The organism is Tsukamurella sp. PLM1 (genome assembly GCF_023168325.1).
GTDB lineage: Bacteria > Actinomycetota > Actinomycetes > Mycobacteriales > Mycobacteriaceae > Tsukamurella.
In genome coordinates this window covers 3,632,069-3,651,107 of record NZ_AP025688.1, presented here as the reverse complement: position 1 = coordinate 3,651,107, position 19,039 = coordinate 3,632,069, and the positions used below count along the sequence as shown (strand labels likewise).

18 protein-coding genes and 3 pseudogenes are annotated in these 19,039 nt (G+C 71.6%); 11 read left to right on the top strand and 10 right to left on the bottom strand.

Going from position 1 to position 19,039, the window contains the following annotated elements:
- Positions 1 to 18 precede the first annotated feature (18 nt).
- A complete protein-coding gene (purM, locus tag MTP03_RS18850) occupies positions 19 to 1,095 on the top strand; it encodes a phosphoribosylformylglycinamidine cyclo-ligase (RefSeq protein ID WP_248489511.1) in 1,077 nt (358 codons plus the stop codon).
- A 72-nt stretch (positions 1,096 to 1,167) separates the two neighbouring features.
- On the opposite strand, the gene MTP03_RS18845 is transcribed toward purM, so the two are convergent.
- The 3 genes and pseudogenes from MTP03_RS18845 to MTP03_RS18835 form a co-directional block, all read right to left on the bottom strand.
- Positions 1,168 to 1,368: a DUF3073 domain-containing protein gene (locus tag MTP03_RS18845; RefSeq protein WP_126196349.1), complete on the bottom strand. Its 201-nt coding sequence runs from the start codon at positions 1,366 to 1,368 to the stop codon at positions 1,168 to 1,170.
- Positions 1,369 to 1,503: 135 nt separating this feature from the next.
- Positions 1,504 to 2,172, bottom strand: a complete 669-nt coding sequence (locus MTP03_RS18840; RefSeq protein WP_248489510.1) for an MOSC domain-containing protein — start codon at positions 2,170 to 2,172, stop codon at positions 1,504 to 1,506.
- Positions 2,169 to 3,182, bottom strand: a pseudogene (locus MTP03_RS18835) (folate-binding protein YgfZ). Before MTP03_RS18835 ends, MTP03_RS18840 begins: the two are co-directional and overlap by 4 nt.
- Positions 3,183 to 3,286: 104 nt before the next feature.
- Here MTP03_RS18835 and MTP03_RS18830 point away from each other — a divergent pair.
- The 7 genes and pseudogenes from MTP03_RS18830 to MTP03_RS22905 all read left to right on the top strand — a co-directional run bounded on the left by MTP03_RS18830 (position 3,287) and on the right by MTP03_RS22905 (position 9,976).
- Positions 3,287 to 4,150, top strand: coding sequence for an aminodeoxychorismate lyase (locus MTP03_RS18830; RefSeq protein WP_248489509.1), 864 nt, complete (start codon positions 3,287 to 3,289; stop codon positions 4,148 to 4,150).
- 115 nt (positions 4,151 to 4,265) lie between these two features.
- Positions 4,266 to 5,752: pseudogene (locus MTP03_RS18825) on the top strand (cytochrome ubiquinol oxidase subunit I).
- Between the two features lie 9 nt (positions 5,753 to 5,761).
- Positions 5,762 to 6,793 (top strand): cytochrome d ubiquinol oxidase subunit II, encoded by a 1,032-nt coding sequence (gene cydB / locus MTP03_RS18820; protein WP_248489508.1) that lies wholly within the window; start codon positions 5,762 to 5,764, stop codon positions 6,791 to 6,793.
- A gap of 66 nt (positions 6,794 to 6,859) precedes the next feature.
- On the top strand, positions 6,860 to 8,404 hold the full coding sequence (cydD, locus tag MTP03_RS18815; RefSeq protein ID WP_371820807.1) for a thiol reductant ABC exporter subunit CydD: 1,545 nt from the start codon (positions 6,860 to 6,862) through the stop codon (positions 8,402 to 8,404).
- A 66-nt stretch (positions 8,405 to 8,470) separates the two neighbouring features.
- A complete protein-coding gene (locus tag MTP03_RS18810) occupies positions 8,471 to 9,148 on the top strand; it encodes a hypothetical protein (RefSeq protein WP_248489507.1) in 678 nt (225 codons plus the stop codon).
- Positions 9,149 to 9,428: 280 nt separating this feature from the next.
- Positions 9,429 to 9,788, top strand: coding sequence for a hypothetical protein (locus MTP03_RS18805; RefSeq protein ID WP_371820806.1), 360 nt, complete (start codon positions 9,429 to 9,431; stop codon positions 9,786 to 9,788).
- Entirely contained in the window at positions 9,674 to 9,976 is a 303-nt protein-coding gene (locus MTP03_RS22905) for an ATP-binding cassette domain-containing protein (RefSeq protein ID WP_256465292.1), read from the top strand. Before MTP03_RS18805 ends, MTP03_RS22905 begins: the two co-directional genes overlap by 115 nt.
- A 36-nt stretch (positions 9,977 to 10,012) precedes the next feature.
- On the opposite strand, the gene MTP03_RS18800 is transcribed toward MTP03_RS22905, so the two are convergent.
- On the bottom strand, positions 10,013 to 10,564 hold the full coding sequence (locus MTP03_RS18800) for a TetR/AcrR family transcriptional regulator (RefSeq protein ID WP_248489506.1): 552 nt from the start codon (positions 10,562 to 10,564) through the stop codon (positions 10,013 to 10,015).
- A gap of 82 nt (positions 10,565 to 10,646) precedes the next feature.
- Here MTP03_RS18800 and MTP03_RS18795 point away from each other — a divergent pair, with 82 nt between their 5' ends.
- A complete protein-coding gene (locus MTP03_RS18795) occupies positions 10,647 to 11,345 on the top strand; it encodes a DUF899 family protein (RefSeq protein WP_248489505.1) in 699 nt (232 codons plus the stop codon).
- Here MTP03_RS18795 and MTP03_RS18790 read toward each other — a convergent pair.
- From MTP03_RS18790 to MTP03_RS18770, 5 genes and pseudogenes are all read right to left on the bottom strand, one after another.
- Positions 11,332 to 12,915, bottom strand: a complete 1,584-nt coding sequence (locus MTP03_RS18790) for a hypothetical protein (RefSeq protein WP_248489504.1) — start codon at positions 12,913 to 12,915, stop codon at positions 11,332 to 11,334. The two genes, MTP03_RS18795 and MTP03_RS18790, sit on opposite strands and share 14 nt — an antisense overlap.
- A gap of 93 nt (positions 12,916 to 13,008) precedes the next feature.
- The gene (locus MTP03_RS18785; protein WP_248489503.1) at positions 13,009 to 13,752 is read right to left on the bottom strand and encodes a DUF4190 domain-containing protein; all 744 of its coding nucleotides are present in this window, start codon (positions 13,750 to 13,752) and stop codon (positions 13,009 to 13,011) included.
- Between the two features lie 61 nt (positions 13,753 to 13,813).
- Complete coding sequence (locus MTP03_RS18780; RefSeq protein WP_371820805.1) at positions 13,814 to 14,680, bottom strand: DUF222 domain-containing protein; 867 nt, start codon at positions 14,678 to 14,680, stop codon at positions 13,814 to 13,816.
- 441 nt (positions 14,681 to 15,121) lie between these two features.
- Positions 15,122 to 16,672, bottom strand: coding sequence for a hypothetical protein (locus MTP03_RS18775; RefSeq protein WP_248489502.1), 1,551 nt, complete (start codon positions 16,670 to 16,672; stop codon positions 15,122 to 15,124).
- Positions 16,669 to 17,616: pseudogene (locus tag MTP03_RS18770) on the bottom strand (ABC transporter ATP-binding protein). Before MTP03_RS18770 ends, MTP03_RS18775 begins: the two are co-directional and overlap by 4 nt.
- A 101-nt stretch (positions 17,617 to 17,717) precedes the next feature.
- On the opposite strand from MTP03_RS18770, the gene MTP03_RS18765 reads away from it, so the two are divergent.
- Together MTP03_RS18765 and MTP03_RS18760 are read left to right on the top strand one after the other, a co-directional pair.
- Complete coding sequence (locus MTP03_RS18765; protein WP_248489501.1) at positions 17,718 to 18,026, top strand: helix-turn-helix domain-containing protein; 309 nt, start codon at positions 17,718 to 17,720, stop codon at positions 18,024 to 18,026.
- Entirely contained in the window at positions 18,026 to 18,415 is a 390-nt protein-coding gene (locus MTP03_RS18760) for a hypothetical protein (protein WP_248489500.1), read from the top strand. The genes MTP03_RS18765 and MTP03_RS18760 overlap by 1 nt, the downstream gene beginning before the upstream one ends.
- Here the strand turns inward: MTP03_RS18760 and MTP03_RS18755 are convergent.
- Positions 18,396 to 19,037 carry an FABP family protein gene (locus tag MTP03_RS18755; RefSeq protein ID WP_248489499.1) on the bottom strand — a complete coding sequence of 214 codons (642 nt, stop codon included), beginning with the start codon at positions 19,035 to 19,037 and terminating at the stop codon, positions 18,396 to 18,398. The two genes, MTP03_RS18760 and MTP03_RS18755, sit on opposite strands and share 20 nt — an antisense overlap.
- Positions 19,038 to 19,039 lie beyond the last annotated feature (2 nt).

The window sequence follows — 19,039 nt, the reverse complement described above, 5'->3', positions numbered from 1 at the left end:
CCGGTAGCCTATGACCCCGTGACGGATTCCAACACCCAGCCGCCGCAGGGCGCCTCGTACGCCGCAGCAGGAGTCGACATCGAGGCCGGTGACCGGGCCGTCGAGCTCTTCAAGCCGCACGCCAAGCGCGCCACCCGCCCCGAGGTCCTCGGCGGCCTCGGTGGCTTCGCCGGCCTGTTCGCGCTCAAGAAGTACCGCGAGCCGGTGCTGGCGGCGTCCACGGACGGCGTCGGCACGAAGATCGCGGTGGCGCAGGCCCTGGGCAAGCACGACACCGTCGGCATCGACCTGGTCGCCATGGTCGTCGACGATCTCGTGGTCACCGGCGCCGAGCCGCTGTTCCTGCAGGACTACATCGCAGTCGGCAAGGTGGTCCCCGAGACGGTGGCCGAGCTGGTCGGCGGCATCGCCGAAGGCTGTGTGCGCGCCGGCTGCGCCCTGCTCGGCGGCGAGACCGCGGAACACCCCGGGCTCATGGCGGAGGGCGAGTACGACCTGTCCGCGACCGGCGTCGGCGTCGTCGAGGCTGACGAGGTGCTCGGCCCGGACAACGTGCGCGCCGGTGACGTGGTGATCGCCATGAAGAGCTCCGGCCTGCACAGCAACGGCTACAGCCTCGCCCGCAAGGTGCTGCTCGACTGGGGCCACATGGACCTCGGTGGCTACGTCGAGGAGTTCGGCCGGACGCTGGGCGAGGAGCTGCTCGAGCCCACCGCGATCTACGCCCTCGACTGCCTGCGGCTCGCGCAGGAGACGCAGGTGCGCACCTTCTGTCATGTGACCGGCGGCGGCCTGGAGGCCAACCTCGCGCGCGTGATCCCGGACGGCCTCGTCGCCGAGCTGGACCGCGCCACCTGGAGCCCGTCCGCCGTGTTCGCCCTCATCGCGCAGCGCGGCCGGGTCGAGCAGGCCGAGATGGAGAAGACCTTCAACATGGGCGTCGGCATGGTCGCCATCGTCGCGCCCGAGGACGTCGATCGTGCGCTGGCCGTGCTCACGGCACGCCACATCGACAGCTGGGTGCTGGGCACGATCAAGAAGTCCGACGGTGCCTCCGCCGGCGCAGTGCTCAGCGGATCGCACCCGAAGTTCTAGGAACGCCGTAGGCACCGTGACCTTCAGGTCACGGTGCCCATCAGCGGGGTGGTGTCGGAGGTGCCGACCGCGTCAGGCGCGGCGCCACTCATCCTCGCGGTACGGGTCGCCCGCGATGTCGCTCCACTCGGGGTGCGAGGCGAGAGCATCGGCCTCGTCGTTCCCGCCACCCGCCAGCTCGTCCTGCAGCCTTTTCAGGTCAGTGCTGGGCGAGCTGTACTTGAGCTCGCGTGCAACCTTCGTCTGCTTCGCCTTTGCCCGGCCGCGGCCCATGGGGGACCCCCTTGCGCAATGAAGGGGCGGCCAGCTACCGGATTGCCCGGCGGGTGGCGGCCCCTTTCTCCGTTTACTAATTCTTCCTGGTGCCCAGTTTAGCGTGCTCGCGTCGATGGTGCTGCCGCCTGGGTGTCAGTCGGCGCGTTGGAGGGCTCTCGAGGCGTCGCGTTCGACCTTCGGGGGCAGGTCAGCGGTGGTGAGGAGGGCCCGGAGCCGGTCCGGCCGCGTCGCCCGGAACAGGTCGCGCACCGTCGCCCCGTGCGGCGGCTCGTGCACGAGCGTCACGGGGTCGCCCGCCGCGACGGCGCCGGGGGTGAGCACGCGGAAGTAGGCGCCGCTGTCGCCGCGCTCGGTGAAGCGTTTGACCCAGTGGTCCTCGCCCGCCCACAGCGCGAAGGTGCGGCACGGCGTCCGCGGGATGGTCACCTCGAGCTCCAGCCGCTCGCCGACCCGGAGTCGGGTCCCGACCACGAGGTCGGTGGTGTCCCCGTCGATGCGCAGGTTCTCGCCGAACCACCCGATCGGCAGGTCCCGGCCGAGCTCCTCGGCCCAGCGCCGCGCCTCGTGCTCGGAGTAGGCGTAGACGGCCTGCTCCTCGCCGCCGTGGTGCCGGGTGTCGCACACGTGGTCGGTGAGCGCGCCCAGCGGTCCCACCTCGACCGGGCCGCCGGCGGGGCGCTTGTCGATGGCGGTGCGCTGCTCGGGCCTGCGGGGGTCCAGCCGGCGTTCCTCGGCGACCACGCACACGGCGAGCACGCGCCCCACCGGCGTGCCGGCCGGGCCCGTCCGGTGTCCCGTCACCGGCCCCGCAGCCGGTCGACGGCGGACCGTCCGGCCTGCTCGCCCGCGTCGGCGGCCGGGGTGACATCGGCGTCGATCGCGGCGGCCGCGCCCCCGGCGTCGAGCTTCGCGTCGTCCGGGATCGAGCGCTTGATCAGCGCCAGCGCGATCGGCCCGTAGTCGGCGTGCTCGACCACCGTTCCCAGGCGCCCGACGGTGCGCCCGTCCAGGGTCACGGGGTCGCCGGTCGCGGGGCGCGCGTCGGCGGAACCGTCGAGGTGCAGCAGCACCAGCCGGCGCGGGGGCGGCCCAGGTTCTGCACCCGCGCGACAGTTTCCTGCCCGCGATAGCAGCCCTTGTCCAGGTGCACGGCGGTGCGGATCCAGTCGACCTCGTGGGGGATGGTCTTGGCGTCGGTGTCGACGCCCTGCCGGGCGCGGGCGGCGGCGACCCGTCGGGCCTCGTAGGCCCAGGTGCCCGCCGGGCGCGCCCCCCCCGACGAGGGCGTCGAAGGTGGCGCGCAGCCGCTCGCGGGGCACGATCAGGTTGACCTCGCCGGGTTCGCTGCGGCGCACGCCCTCGACGCCCGCGGCGAGCTCCTCCGCATCGCGGCCGAGGAGCGTGAGCACCGCGAGGTCGTCCCGCGCCTGCACCTGGACCTGGGAGCGGAACACCATCCGCTGCAGGTAGGTCGCGAGGTCGGGGCTCAGCGGCGCCTCCTTCGGCGCGAGCGCGGCCGGCTCGGTGTCGAGGTAGACGGTGCCGTCCGCGTCGATCAGGTGGAAGTGGTCGAGCACGCGCCCGCTGCCGTCGAGGTTGAGGTCCTCGGTCGCGGTGCGGTCGGGCAGGTGCGTCAGGTGCTGGCTGGTGATGGAGTGCAGCCACGACAGGCGTTCGGGCCCGGTCAGCGTGATCACCCGGCGGTGCGAGCGATCGATCACCACCGCGCCCCGCTCGGCGGCCCGTTGCTCGGCGAACGGATCCCCGTAGTGCCAGGTCACGCCGGCGTCGGGGCTCCCCTCGGGGTTCATGATGCCGGATGCGGAATGTTCTTCGGGCGCCACGCTTCGAGCCTACGCCGGGCGTCCGGACCGTGCCCGAGCGAGGCGTCCGGGCGTCGAATACTGTTTCCGCCATGGCATCCGTGGTGGTCACCCTGGACGGTTCCGTGCGCGCTCCCGAGACGCCGCTGCTGTACGCGGACGACCTGGGCGCGGTGCGCGGGGACGGGTGCTTCGAGACCGTTCTCGTGCGCGACGGTGTGCCGCTGAAGGGGCGAGCGCACCTGGACCGGTTGGCCCGCTCGGCCGCCGCGCTCGGCCTCCCCGCGCCCAACGACGGTGCCTGGTGGGCGGCGATGCAGCGCGCGGCGATGCTGTACGGCGAGGAGTCCGGTGGGGCGGAGGGCGCGCTGCGGCTCGTCTACACGCGCGGCCGCGAATCGCGGCCGGGCACGCCGACCGCGTACGTCTCGGTTGCGCCGGTGCCGGAGCGCGCGCTGGCGGCGCGGCGCGACGGGATCTCCGCGATCACGCTCGACCGGGGCTATTCGACCGCGCTCGGCGAATCCGCGCCGTGGCTGCTGCTGGGCGCGAAGACGCTCTCCTACGCGGTGAACATGGCCGCCGCCCGGTACGCCGCCGAGCAGGGCGCCGACGATGTGATCTTCACCTCCAGCGAGGGCCGGGTCCTGGAGGCGCCGCGCGCCACCGTCGTCATCGCCCGAGGGCGCACGCTGGTGACGCCGCCGGACGAGCAGGGCATCCTCCCGGGCACCACCGTCCGCGCGCTGTTCGACGCCGCGGACGACAAGGGCGTCACCACCGCGATCGAACCGCTGTTCCCGGCGGACCTGGTGATGAACGACGGGGTGTGGCTGATCTCGTCGATCACGCTGTGTGCGCGGGTGCACACGCTCAACGGGCGTGCGCTGCCCGAGGCTCCGATGGATCCGACGGTGCGCTCGCTGGTGGAAGCCGGGATCGCCAGCACTGAGTGACTTCGGCCGATACGGTGTGACCTGGGACAAGTGTCTTGGCTTCTGGCCTGGACCAACCTACTATCGATGCTAGTACTACAACGTGTAGTAACACCCTCGGCCCAGGGAGTGGTACATGAGCGCACTGGACATCGCGCGCTGGCAGTTCGGAATGACCACGGTGATGCACTTCATCCTGGTTCCCCTGACCATCGGCCTCGCGCCCATGGTCGCCACCATGCAGACCTTGTGGCTGGTCACCGGCAAGAACCTGTGGCTGCGCGCAACGAACTTCTTCGGCAAGCTCTTCCTCATCAACTTCGCCCTGGGCGTCGCCACCGGCATCGTGCAGGAGTTCCAGTTCGGCATGGCCTGGAGCGAGTACAGCAAGTTCGTGGGTGACGTGTTCGGTGCGCCGCTGGCCCTCGAGGGGCTGGTGGCGTTCTTCATGGAGTCCACGTTCCTCGGCCTGTGGATCTTCGGCTGGACCCGGCTGCCCAAACTCGTGCACCTGTCCTGCATCTGGCTGGTGGCGCTGGGCGTGAACGCGTCCGCGTACTTCATCATCGCGGCCAACTCGTGGATGCAGCACCCGGTGGGCGCGACGTACAACCCCGAGAAGGGGCGCGCCGAGCTCACCAGCATCTGGGAAGTGCTCACCAACTCGACGACCCTGGCGGCGTTCCCGCACACGGTGTTCGGCGCCTGGCTCACCGCCGGCACCTTCGTCGCCGCGATCGGCGGCTGGTGGATGGTGCGCGCGATGCGCAAGGGCGACCCGGACGCGGTCGAGCTCGCCCGTTCCTTCCGGCCCGTCACGCGGTTCGGGCTCGGGGTCATGATCGTCTCGGCGGTCGGCCTGGGGATCACGGGCGACGCGCAGGCCAAGCTCATGTTCGAGCAGCAGCCGATGAAGATGGCGTCGGCGGAATCGCTCTGCCACACGGAGACCGGCGCGAGCTTCTCGCTGCTCACGATCGGGACGCACAACAACTGCGAGTCCGTCACGCACGTGCTGTCGATCCCGTACCTGACCTCCTTCCTCGCCAACGGCGATCCCAACTCGACGCTCAAGGGCGTCACCGAACTGCAGGAGGAGTACGTCGAGAAGTTCGGGCCCGGGACTACCGCCCCAACCTGTTCGTCTCGTACTGGGCGTTCCGCTTCATGATGGGCTGGTCAGTCGGCTCCGGCCTGCTCGCCCTCGCCGGGCTGTGGGTCACCCGCCGCGGACGGGTGCCGTCGTCGAAGTGGTTCGGCAGGCTGTGCCTCATCGCGCTGCCCACGCCGTTCCTGGCCAACAGCTCGGGCTGGGTGTTCACCGAGATGGGCCGCCAGCCGTGGGTGGTCGCGCCGAATCCGTCGGGCGATCCGACGATCCGGCTCATGGTCTCGCAGGCCGTCTCCGGCCACTCCACCACCATGATGGCCTTCTCCATCGTGACGTTCGCCGCCGTCTACGGCGTGCTGTACATCCTCTGGTTCCTGCTGCTGCGCCGGTACGTCCTCGAGGGACCCGCGCTGCACAGCCCCGTCGACGACCACGACGACGGTCCGCCCGGCGACGACGCCCCGGACGGGGCGGACCGCGCACCGTCGGACAAGCTCTCGTTCGCGTACTAGGAGGCGATCATGGCACTGCCCGAATACTGGTACCTCGCAATCGGGTTCCTGTTCACCGGCTACTTCGTGCTGGAGGGCTTCGACTTCGGGGTCGGCATGCTGATGCCGATCCTGGGGCGGCGCACGCACGCGGACGCGGAGGAACGGCGGCGCGTGCTGCTCAACACGATCGGCCCCGTGTGGGACGGCAACGAGGTGTGGCTGATCACCGCCGGCGCGGCGATGTTCGCGGCGTTCCCCGTGTGGTACGCGGAGGTGTTCTCCGGCTTCTACCTGGTGCTGCTCGCGATCCTCGTGGGGCTGATCACCCGCGTCTGCGCGATCGAGTGGCGCGGCAAGATCAACGACCCGTGGTGGCGCGGCTGGGCGGACGTCGGCATCGGGCTCGGTTCGTGGATCCCCGCCTTCGCCTGGGGGCTCGTGTTCGCGAACGTGGTGCGCGGCGTGGACATCGACGACCAGGGCGGCATGACGAGCGAGGTCTGGGACCTGCTCAATCCGTACGGGGCGCTCGGCGGGCTGGCCCTGCTGGGCCTGTTCCTCCTGCACGGCGCAATCTTCGTGGCGCTCAAGTCCGACGGTGCCGTCCGGCTCGACGCCCGGCGCCTGGCCGGACGGATCTGGCTGCCCGTCACCGTGATCGGCGCAGTGTTCGCGGTGTGGACCCAGCTCGACCACGGGAAGCCGTGGACGTGGGCGGCGGTCGCGGTCGCGGCGATCTGCCTGCTGGCGGCCGGCCTGCTGATCCGCGCCGACCGCGAGCTCGCGGCGTTCGCGGCGACCTGCCTGGTGGTGGTCTCGGTGAGCGTCCTGCTGTTCGGTTCGCTGTTCCCGAACGTGCTCAACGCCACCGACCCGGCGCGGTCGATCACGATCGAGGCGGCCGCCTCGTCGCACTACACGCTGGTCGTGATGTCCTGGTGCACCGTGGTTCTGCTGCCGCTGGTGATGATCTACCAGGCGTGGACGTACTGGGTGTTCCGCAAGCGGATCGGCGTCGAGCAGATCCCGCCGTCGATCGGACTCACCCCGCGTGCCTGATTCCCGGGCGCCGGTCGACCCCCGGCTGCTCCGGTACGCGCGCAGCTCCCGGGGCTGCTGGTCGCGGTGGTCGGATGCGGCGCGGCGGAGACCGCGGCGATCGTCGTGCTCGCGTACTCCGTCGCGACGGCGTTGTCCCGCATGGTCACCGGCGCCGCGGTGGGTACCGGTGTGCTGGTGGCCGCCGCGGTCGCGGTCGCGGCCCGGGTGCTCACCGTGCTCGTGCGCGCGCGCATCGAGCGCCGCGCGGCCGACCGCGTGGTCTCGGAGCTGCGGTCGGCGGCCCTGGCGGCGGTCGGCCCGGGGCGCCTGCCCACCGACCGGGAGGAACTGCGCACCGCGCTCACCCGCGGCCTCGACGACCTGCCGCCGTACCTCACCGGCTACGTCCCGGCGTTGGCGCTCAGCGTGATCGCCACCCCGGCGCTCGTGATCGCGATGTTCGTCGCCGATCCCGTCTCCGGCGCCATCGCGGCGGGAACGCTGCCGCTGCTGCCGGTGTTCATGATCCTGATCGGGCTGCTCACCCGGGAGCGCACCCGGCGGCGGCTCGCGGCGATGGCGCAGCTGTCCGCCCGCCTGCTCGACCTGGTGGCCGGCCTGCCCACACTGCGCGCGCTGGGCCGGGAACGCGGCCCGGAGAAGACTGTTCGCGACCTCGGCGAGCGCAACGCCGCCGAGACGATGGGCGCACTGCGCATCGCCTTCCTCTCGTCCATGGCGCTGGAGCTGCTCGCGACCCTGTGCGTGGCCCTGGTCGCGGTAAGCATCGGCCTGCGCCTCGTGTTCGGCGAGATGACCTTGTTCGCGGGCGTTTTCGCGCTGATCCTGGCTCCCGAGGTGTACCAGCCGCTGCGCGCGGTCGGGGCGAAGTTCCACGCGGCCGAGCAGGGGGTGGAGGCCACCGCGCGCGTCTTCGCCCTGCTCGACGCCCCGGCCCCGGTGGCGGGCGGCGGCACCGCCGCGCCCGGAACGATCACCGCTCGCGGCGTCACCGTGACGGGCCGGGACGGGGCGGCGCCGTCGGGCTTCGACGGGACGTTCGTGCCCGGCCGCGTCACCGTGCTCACCGGGGCCAACGGCGCCGGCAAATCCACCCTGCTCACCGTGCTGGCCGGGCTGGTCCGGCCGGACGCCGGGCGGGTTACCGTCGGCGCTGCGGGGCAGGCGGATGCGCCGCTGGCCGGCGGCCCGGACTGGTGGTCGCACGTGGCGTGGTGCCCGCAGCACCCGTACCTGGAACCCGGCACGCTGGAACACAACTTCACCCTGCTGGGAGCGCCGGCCCCGGCGACGGTGCCCGAGGCGGTCGCCGCGACTGGACTGGACGAGGTGGTGGCGGAGGCCGGGTGGCGCCGGGAGGTCGGGGTCGGCGGCGCGGGCCTGTCCGCCGGGCAGCGGCAGCGACTGGCGCTGGCCCGCACCCTGGCGCTGGGCCGTGCGGTGCTGCTGTTCGACGAGCCGACCGCCCACCTGGACGCGGACCTCGCGGCGCGGGTCCTGGCCGTGCTGCGCGCCCGCGCGGACGCCGGTGCCGTCGTGGTGATCGCCGCGCACGACCCGCAGGTGCTGGCGGCGGCCGACACGATTCTGGAGGTGCGCCGTGCGTGATCTGCTGATCTGCCTGCGCGCGTTGCGGCCCGGCCGGCGGCCGGGCTGGGCGCCGTCGGCGCGGGCGTGCTCACGGCCGGGAGCGCGCTGGCGCTGGCGGGCCTGTCGGCGTGGCTGATCACCAAGGCGTGGACGATGCCCCCGGTGCTCACGCTGTCGCTGGCCGTGACCGCCGTCCGGGCGCTCGGCATCACGCGCGGGCTGATGCGGTACGTCGAGCGGCTCGCGACGCACCGCGTCGCCCTCGCCGGCCTCACCGAGATCCGGGTGGCGCTGTACCGCAGCCTCTCCCGCGCCGCGCCGTCGGCCTCCGTCCGCCTGTCCGACGGTGAGCTGCTCGCCCGGACCGGCACCGACGTCGACGCGCTCGGGGACTCACTGGTACGCACCGTGATCCCGCGGCGACGGCCGCGGTCGTGTCCGTGGCGGCGGTCGGCTGGATGTGGTTCGTCGACCCGGCGGCGGGTGCGGTGCTCGCGGGCTGCCTGCTGCTGGCCGGCGTCGCGGTGCCGTGGCTCGTGGCCCGCGCGACCCGGGAACGGGCGGCCGCCGAGGCCGCGGGCAGCGAGGATTTCGGGGCGGCCGCGTCGGCAGTGCTGGACCACGCCGGCGAGCTCGCGGTGGCAGGCCGGCTCGACGAGGTGCGGCAGCGCGCCGCCCGCGCCGAGGACGCCAGGCGGTCCGCGGTGGACGGCGCCGCGCGCACCGGCGCGCTCGCGGACGCGGCCGTCCCGCTGGCGGTAGGACTCGCGGTGCTGGCGGCGCTGGTCGTCGCCGGCGTTCGGGCCGGTTCGGGCGGGGTCGACGCGACGACGCTCGGTATCCTGGTCCTGCTGCCGCTCAGTGCGTTCGAGGCGGTCTCGACGCTGCCGGACGCGGCGCGGCAGTACGTCCGCTCCGCCGATGCCGCGTCCCGGATCGCGCCGCTGTTGACCCTGCCCGCCGAGCCGGCCGGCGCGGAGCTGCACCGGCCCATCCCGCCCTGCGGCTCCGGGACGTCGAGATCGCGCCGGGCGAGCGGCTGGTGGTGCGCGGCGAATCCGGGGCGGGCAAGACCACGTTCCTGCTCGCCCTGGCGGGCCTGGACGAGCGCGGCGGCCGCGTGCTCGTCGACGGTGCCCCCGCGGGCGGGTTCGCCGACCTGCCGTCGGTCGTGGGGTTCTTCGGCGAGGCGGGGCACGTGTTCGCCACCTCGGTCGCGGAGAACTGCCGCGTGGCACGGGTTCCGCGACGGATGCCGAGATCGAGGCGGCACTGCGCCGGGTGGGCCTGGGGGAGTGGATCGACTCGCTGCCCGCCGGGATCGACACCGACCTCGACCGCGGCGCCGACTCGCTCTCCGGCGGCCAGCGTCGGCGGCTCCTGCTGGCCCGCGCCCTGGTGAGCGTGGTCACCGTCGTGCTCCTGGACGAGCCGACCGAGCACCTCGACGAGGCCGACGCCGCGCGCCTGCTCGCCGAGATCCTCGATCCGGCCGGGCTGTTCCCCGGGCGCACCGTGGTGGTGGCCGGGCACGCGGACCCGCCCGCAGGGGTGCGTCAGCTCGAGATCGAGCGGCTCAGGTCGGCGTAGCGCTCCGGATCGGTCAGGCGCGCAGGATTCCGGCGATCACGGCGTCGACGGCGGCCTCGGCCAGGGGCCACTGCTGCGCGCCGGGCAGGTGGTGCAGGGCCCGCGCAGCGCCATCTCCGCGAAGCCGTGCACCGTCGACCAGCAGGACCAGGTGGCGGACCGTCGGGCATCCGGGCGGAGCAGGCCCGCATGGACCATGAGGTCGAGGGCGTCCGACAACGCCACGTACGGCGGGATGCCGCTGAGGGATTCGGGATCGGGCACCTCGTCGCCGAAGAAGCACACCGAGAACCACCCGGGCTCGGCGAGAGCGAACGCGATGTAGCCCAGGCCCACGGCGCGCAGGCGCTCGAGGGGGCCCTGGTCGGGGCGGATCGGCATTGCGTCCGCCATGCGCTGTTCGATCGCGGTGCTGACGGCGCGCAGCAGCGCGAGCCGGTCGGGGAAGTGCCGGTACGCCGCGTTGGGGCTCACCCCCACCCGGCGGGTGACCTCGCGGATAGTGAGGGCCGTCGGTCCGCCGGCCCGCGTGACCTCGAGTCCCGCGTCGACGAGTGCCTGCGCGAGGTCGCCGTGGTGATACGCCATGCCCTTGTGTCCCCCGATCGGTAAGTGTACGGTGTGAACATAGCAGATGTGGACGCTGTGAACATCACCTGAAGGAGTCGCCATGACCGCCGTACCGCCCGTCGTCGACCGCGAGACCTGGCAGCAGCAGATCGACGAGCTGCTCGTCCGCGAGAAGGCCGCCACCCGCGAGCTCGACGCCATCGCCGCGCAGCGGCGCCGGCTCCCCGTCGTCGAGCTGCCCGAGTACCGCCTGACCGCGGAGGACGGCACCGTCGTCACTCTGGCGGAGGTGTTCGACGGCAAGAGTCAGCTGATCACCTATCACCACATGTGGACCGACGGGAACGAGTGGCAATGCCCCGGCTGCACTGGCGTGACCGCGCACTACTCGCGCACCGAATTCCTCGCGAACTGGGACGCGCGGATGGTGGTGGTGACCAACGGGCCGATGGACGAGATCCTCGCGTACAAGAAGCGGGTGGGGAATCAGATGACGTGGTACTCCAGTGCCGGTTCGGATTTCGGGGCCGACATGGGCGCCGGCCCGGGGGAGGGATTCGCCTACAACACCTTCATCCGTGACGGCGACACCGTGTACCGCCACTGGCACACCACGTCCCGCGGCGCCGAGCAGGTGTCCTACACGTTCGGCCTGCTCGACGTGCTGCCCTACGGCCGGCAGGAGCAGTGGCAGGACGTGCCCGACGGCTGGCCGCAGGGGCCGACCTACTCGCGCTGGGCGACGTCGAAGCAGTTCGCCGACTGGTACGGCGCCGGAGCAGCCGTCACCGCAGGGTGACGGTCTTGGTGGCGGTGAACGAGCCCCCGCCGTCCTGCGTGACGACGATGGTGAACGTGTACACGCCGCGGTTCTTCAGCTCGAAGTAGGTCCCGGGGTCGTACGAGTCGCAGTTCTCGGTGGTCTTCGTCTTCGACGTTCCCCCGCCCGTGACGGTGATAGTGGACGTGCACCCGCCGCGGACCTGCTTGGTACCCGCGTACGACTTGAACTGGATGTAGACGGTGGCGGGGCCGTTCCTCGGGATCGTGTAGGTGTCGTCGCCGACCTTGTCGTAGGCCCAGGAGAACGCCTCGATCCGGTCGATCGTCGTGGAGCCCTCGGCCGCGGGCCTCGTAGTGGTCGAGGGCGCGACGCTGGTCAGGGCGAAGTTCAGGGTGTCGTCTCCCGTCAGTTCGCCGAGCGCGCCGGTCACGCCGGACGCCAACCGGTCCGGGAGGTCGCCGAGCAGTGTGAGCACGGTGCCGACCGTGCTGATGGCCTGCTTCTTGCTCTCCTCGGCCACGGCCTCCCGGACATCGTTCACGCAGCCGCCGGACGTACTGAGCGTGGACCGCAGCTCGTCGTTCGAGAAGGCCTTGCCGGGGGTGAGACCGATTTCGAGTCCCTGTTGGATACAGGTGATGACCTTGGTGACGGAGGTCGCGAGTTCGAGGCTCTTGGGCACCTGCGTGGTCGTGCCGACCTTCGACGGTCGCATTCCGGTCAACATCTCGAGCCCGGTGACGATGGTCGCCGCTTGGATGGCGGCGGGGTCCATGCGCAGCGTCAGTTCTGCCTGCTTCACGCCAGCACTGAAGGCCACTCGCCCTGTGCCCTTGGCTGCGAGCAGATTCGACGACTTCTGGTTGCCGAGGAGACTGGTGAACCATCCGCCGACGGAGTTCACCGTGGGCCAATCCGTGGTCGACCAGGTTCCCCTCGGCTCCGACGTCACCCGGTAGAACTGCTGGGTGGCGTTCGAGAAGTCGACGGCCACACCTCCTCCGGACTCGCGGAGGCAGCCGGCGACCGGTCCGTGATTCGTCGCCGTGAGGGTGTACCGGGTACCCGATACCGTGATCTCGCTCTTGTCCTTGCACGCGGAGTCCGTAGTGCCGCGGAGTGCACGGTAGGCCGACGCGAGTCCGTCCGCGACCTTCCCCAGGTCGATCGCGCCCAGGCGGAAGTCGCTGAGGTGGGTGGTGGTGGCAGTGACGGACTTCGTGGCGGGATCCCACGTGGCGCGGAGCAGGTCGTGGGCCTCGTCGCCGGTGTCGGAGGCGGATTCGACGACGGGGATCACGGTATCGCTGAACTTCTCGGCGAGCTCGGGCTTACCGGACAGGTCGAAGGTGAGGGCGATCGGCTTCGTCGGCTGCGCCCCGTCGTCGCCGAGGCGCACGCGCGCCGTCTGCGCCGCCGCCACCTGTGCGCCGGCGGCGGGGATCTCGGCGGGCGAGGCCGCGACGGTGAGCGTCTCGCCGGACGGTGCGGCACCGTCCGGCATGCTCGCCTTGACGGTCATGCCGTCGATCTGCGCGGTCGCGGTGTTCGGGTTCGACGGTGCCGCCCCCGACGGTTGCGTCACCGGTGCGGGAGGGCGCGGTGCGCCCGATGTCGGGGGTGGCGGAGCAGCCCGTGACGAGGACGGCTGTGGCTGCGAGGGCCGTGAGGCGCGTGGTCACATCGCACCCAGTACGAAGACGAGTGCCGCGACCGCGACGATCGTGACCGCGAGGCCGATGTAGCCGAGGATCAGCCCGGCGAGCGCCATCCCGCGGCCCTGCTCTCCGGTGCGCTTGATCTGGCTGAGCGCGATGTGGCCGAACACGATGCCCAGGAAGCCACCCATCACTCCGAAGACCAGTGCCAGGACCGCCATGGTGTTGGTTTTCGGATTCTGCTGCGTCGCCATCTGATCGGCGAACACCGGTCGGCCGTCGGCGGTGCGGCCGATCACGACGGGATGAGGTGTGGCAGTGGTTGTGGACGGCATCATGGGTTTCGGTACGCGCCCGACAGGCAGTGCCGCGATGCAGCTGAGAGCGGAGATGACGGCCGCGTAGAACAGGCCGATGATGATCGACAGGATCGCCCCGTAGTGGTACTTCCAGTAACCCAGCGGCGAGTAGATGAGGCCGATCACGAACGGGACAGCGAGCGAGAGAATGATCGCGATGGGCAGGGCGATGAGCCATCCCGGAGCACTCGTTCTGGTGATTGCGAGAGCTCCGGTTGTGAAGAGAAGCGCGGCCAGGAGCAGCGACGTGTCGCCCCGATATCCAGCGGCGTAGATGTCGGGGATCGCGGGTGACAACACCGTCACGGCGAGCCCCATCGCGATGAGGACGCTTCCGATCACTACGCCGGCGATGCTTGATGGAGGCGTTGTCGGCGTCTGGGCGTACGGATTCGAGGGCTGCACCGATCGAAGGTAGTCCCGACCCGCGACGCCCCGCGTCGTCCGTTCGGATTAATTCCTCCGGTTATGCCGCGTGTTTCGGGGCGGTGGATCGGTGGACGTGCCCGGAGGGTGTGGTGGTCTCGACGGTGTGCCGGCCGGATGGGTCGGTGACTTCGCGGGCGTGCCAGCCGAGGCCTTCCTTGGCGTAGTTGCATGCTGCGCAGAGCCCTTGGCCGTTGTCGAACCGGGTGGCGCCGCCGGAGGCGTGGCGGTGCACGTGGTCGATGTGGGCGATCGGGGCGTCGCAGTACGGGGTGCGGCAGTGCTGGTCGCGGCCGGTGAGGCGGGCGAACGCGGTATCTGCCATGAGCTGGCCCAGCGTGCGGACCTCGCCGGCGACACCGCGGGCCGCCGTCGCGGCCGCGCGGAGCGCCGCGTACACGCCGACGCCCTGCGTCAGGGGAAGCAGGAGCGAGACCCTGGTCATCCCCTCGGGCAGGGGCCGGATGCTGACGGTGCGGTCCTTGGCGGCCTTGGCGATGCGGTCGACGGTGCCCTGCTGGTCCAGCTCGTACGCGACCTTCTGCACCAGGTCCTTGAGGCGGCGGAGGCCGACGCCGTCGAGGGTGGTGGGATCGGAGCACAGTGTCGCGTCGGCGCGGCGGCGCAGGTCCTCGTCGAGGTGGGACAGGCCGTGGGTGATGACCGGTACCGCCTCCGGGGAGATGTCGCCGTCGCGGAGCCGTTCGCGGGTGTGCGGCAGGGTGGTGTGCAGTTCGCGGGCCCGGGAGAGCAGGCCCTTGGCGCTGTCGACCGACCGGCGGAGCGCGAGGGCCAGTTCCGCGGCGACTCCGATCTCCCACCTGTCCTGCGTGAGCCCGGCCGCGATCCGCTCGAGCACCCGTTCCCGCAGGAGTTCCACCGCCAGCTCGTACTCTTCGAACACCACGCGACATCGCGCCCGTTCCATCGAACTGAGCCGATCGACGATCGAGGCATCGGGAGGCTCATCGACCTCGCTCATACGCTGTAACACTGGGATGTTCGTCATGAGATCACGCTACTGCCACCCACTGACAAGTTTTCGGTTCGAGTCGGAAAGCCTCGAACATACTGAGGAGTTTTCGCCGCGCGAATAAATCCGTTGCCGAGGCGGAACCGCGGGCGTACCGTCGAACTCGTCAACGAAAGGAGGTGGTCCGAGAAATGGTGAATTTCAAGGCGGGTCGCCGTGACCTGCGAGTAGCGCAGTAGGTGTAGCACCCGGTGCCGCACCACGGCGCATCGCATCAGCTGCGACTCGCCGAGATAGCCGAAAGAGCCCCGGGCGCCACTAGGTCAGTGGCTCTCGGGGCTTTTCGCCATCCGGGGTGCTATGCCGATTCGCGGATCACCCGGCCGCGAGGTCCCGGCGCGCCGCGAGGGCGGGGGCCGCCGCGCCGAGCAGCACGGCCAGCGCTCCGAGCACGACGGTGGCGGTCACGTCCAGCGCGTCGATCGGGAGCGTGCCCACGGCGTGCAACGGCGAGAGGTCGCGCGCCCATCCGGGGAGCCGGAGCGTCTCCGCGAGCATGCCGACGACCCCCGCCCACGCCAGCAGGACCCACCCGAGCCGGACCGGGCGTACCGTCGAAGCCCGTGAGGCGAACCCGACGAGGACGATGACGGCGACGGGGATCAAGTAGCCGGTGCCCGCGGCCAGCGCCGACCCGACCTCGGTGCCGCGGCCGGTCGCGAGTGCGGTGGCGACTCCGAGGACCGCGGCGCCGCCGAGCAGGACCGCCGCCGCGCCCACCAGCGCCACGGCGCCCCACGTCGGCCACCACGTACGCAGCGGAACGCGGGTGGAGGCGGCGAGGCCGAGCCTGCCCTCCGACTCCTCCGCCGAGAGAGTGCCGACGGTGCTGAGCCCCGCCGCGCCCGCACTGAGCGCGATGAACAGGAGCGCGAGGCTGCTGATCAGCTCGGTCCCGGAGGTCACGCCCATCGCCTCCAGCAGGGCGGGGTTCGCGTCGACGAGCCGGGTGAACTCGTGGGACAGCCCCCCGAAGACCGCAGCCCAGACCGCCGCGAAGACCGCCCATCCGACCAGTGTGCCGGAGGCGAGGCGGACGGCCAGCCCCAGCGGCGAGGCGAGCCCCGCCCGGGCCCGCGGCGGGCCGACCCGGGGTGCCACCACGCCCGCGCCGAGGTCGCGGCGCCGCGCGATCGCAACCGCGGCCGCCGTGGTGAGCGCCGCCATCCCGGCGAGTGCGAGTATCGGCCACAGCTGCGGGGAGGCTCCGAAGGGACGGATCTCGGCGGGCCAGCCGAGCGGGCTCAGCCAGGTCTCGTCGAGGCCGCGGCCGTCGACGGTCGCGCGGACCAGGAACGCCGCGAGCAGGAACCCCAGCGCGAGCACCCAGGCGGTGCGGGCCGTCTGGGCGAGTTGGCCGGCGACCAGGCCGACGCCCGCGAACGCGGCCATCAGCAGCCCGATGCCGGCGCCGTACCCCGCGCTCCCCGTGGCGAGGCCGGAGAGCACGCCCGCAGCCGTGCACGCGCCGCCGATGACCACGACCGCGGAGGCGAGCGGCGCGAGTGGGGCGATCCGCGTCGCGGTGATCAGCTCCGTCAGGCCCGCGTCCTCCTCGCGGCGCGTGTGCCGGATCGCCAGGGCGATGCCGCAGACCGCGACCAGGAGCTGGCCGAACAGGCCCACCTCGAGCGCGGTGATGCCGCCGACGGTGTCCAGATCGTATCCCCGGCCGTTGAACGCCGCGCCCGCCGCGGAGTTCCCGATCGAGGCCGCGTAGCCGGCGCGGGACTCCGCCGTGTCGTACAGGCCCGCGATGCTCAGCGCGGAGACCGCGACCAGGGCGCCGATCGCGGCCGGCGCGGCGAGCAGGCCGATCCGGCCCGAGCGCAGGCGCAGCCGGACGAGCCTGCCGAGGCCGTTCATCGCGCGCTCGTCTCGGCAGCGCTGCGGTTCTCGGCTTCGTGGCCCTCGTCCTCGCGGTAGTGCCCCAGGAAGAGCTGCTCCAGGCTCGGCGGGTGCACGGCGAGCTCGGAGGCCCGCGGCCGCCACCGCGGCGACCGCAGCGGCGAGACCCGCGTGCGACGCCGTGAGCCGGGTGCGGACCCCGGCGACGGTGTCGGCCGTCTCGAGGTCGGCGATGCCCGGCAGGTCGTCGAGGCCCACGGGCGTCGACGGGGTGACCGCGTCGATCGCGGTGCGGGTGCCCGCACGCAGTTCCCGGAGCGTGCCGGTGGAGACCGTGGCTCCCGCGCGGACGATGGTCACGCGGTGGCACAACGCGTCGACCTCGGCGAGGATGTGGCTGCTCAACAGGACTGTTCGGCCCTCGGTGTTGCGTTCGCGCACCGCCTGCTGGAAGTGCGCCTCCATCAGCGGGTCGAGCCCGGAGGTGGGTTCGTCGAGGACGTACAGGTCCGCGTCGCAGGCAAGGGCTGCGATGAGTGCCACCTTCTGCCGGTTGCCCTTCGAATAGGTGCGTGCCTTCTTCGAGGGTCCAGTTCGAAGCGCTCGATCAGCTCGTCGCGGCGGCGCGGATCGAGGTGACCCTGCAGCCCGCCGAGGACGTCGATGCACTCTCCGCCGCTGAGGCCGGGCCACAGCGAGACGTCCCCGGGCACGTAGGCGAGCCGGTCGTGCACCGTCGACGCGTCCCGGCGTGGGTCGAGCCCGAAGACCCGGGCCTCGCCGCCGTCGAGCCGCAATTGGCCGAGGAGGGCGCGGATGGTGGTCGACTTGCCCGCCCCGTTCGGGCCGAGGAAGCCGTGCACCTCGCCCTCCTCGACGGCGAGGTCCAGCCCGTCCAGCGCGATGGACCGGCCGAAGCACTTGCGGAGACCTGTCGCAGAAACTGAAAGTGACTTGCTCATGACAGTGACTGTACAACTTTCGGAACCGTGTGGGAAGATGTTTCTGGGAGTCACTGTCAGAATGGGTGGCGACCGAGGGAAGGGGTCCGGTGCCGGAACCGATGAACACCGCTGTGCGCGACGCCGCCGCGCAGATGGCGGACCTGACGCCGCGGCCGACGCTGCGTGAGCGCAAGAAGATGGCCGCCATGGGGCACATCCAGCGGGTGGCGTTGCGGATGATCGACGAGCGGGGATTCGACTGGGTCACGGTCGAGAAGATCGCGGCTGAGGCGGAGGTCTCGCCCAGCACCGTCTATCGGTACTTCGGCACCAAGGAGGGGCTGGTCCTCACGGACGCGTTCGACTCGCGCTCCCTTGCCCAGATGGGACACCTTCTGGCGCAAGGTGTTCCCCGTGGGAAGCGGTGATGACCGCGGTGACCGAGGTGCCGGGGGAGGCCAGGGACGAGCTTGACGAGACGGCCCCGATCCGGGCGCGCCTGTGGTTCGAGATCCCGTCGGTGCGGGCCGCGGCCTTCCTCATGATCGACGAGGCGACGGAGGTGCTGGCCGAGGCCATCGTCATGGGAGGTCTGTACGACCAGTACGAGGCGCGGGTGATCGCGAACGCGATCCTGTGGTCACTGGTCGCGGCGCTGCGGAACTGGCACGAGGCGGGTGGCGACGGAGACTGGAACACCTACATCACCGGCGCGTTCGAGACGCTGCGTCGGTTGGGGCTCCGCCGGAACCGGGCGACGTCGTCGTCGACAGCGGCGGGGCGCTGCGGGCGGGCGATTACCCCGCGTAACGGTTGAGTTTGGCGCTCAGGCGGGGGACGAGCTCACCGTCGGCGTCGACGCGCTCCTCGACGTACGCGAGCGCGCCGCCCTGCTCGACCAGGCCGTAGAGGCGCTTGGCGGCGCCGGCGAGCGGGGAGCTCTTGGCGCGGATCACCACATCCGTCTCGAGCTCCCACGCCGTCTGGGAGACGGGCTTGCCGTAGTACAGCTCGACGATGCCGCTGGCGTGCGTGACGACGAACTCGATCTCGTCGTCCTCGCCGATGCGCCAGAAGCCGGCCTCGCGGAGATCGGGCTCGGCGAACTCGCCCTTCTCGTCCAGCTTCCACGACCGCGCCTCCCAGGAGAGGAAGTTCTGGCCGTCGTGGCTGACGACGATCTGCTGCCCGAAGTGGTAGTCGCCCGATTCGTCGTGGCCTTCGCCCTCGCCGCGCCAGATGCCGACGAGGGGGAGCAGGCCGAGCAGGCCGGAGTGCAGGTCCGGGCCCTGCCGCAGGTTCGCCGTATCGTCGGCGAGCGGTAGCCCGGGGAGGTTCGAGATGTTCCGCGACGACGTGGTCTCGGCGCGCTCGATCGCCGCGTCCAGCGCCTCCTGCCCGCTGCCGGCGGAGGTGTCGGGAGTGGCCTCGTCGTTCACGC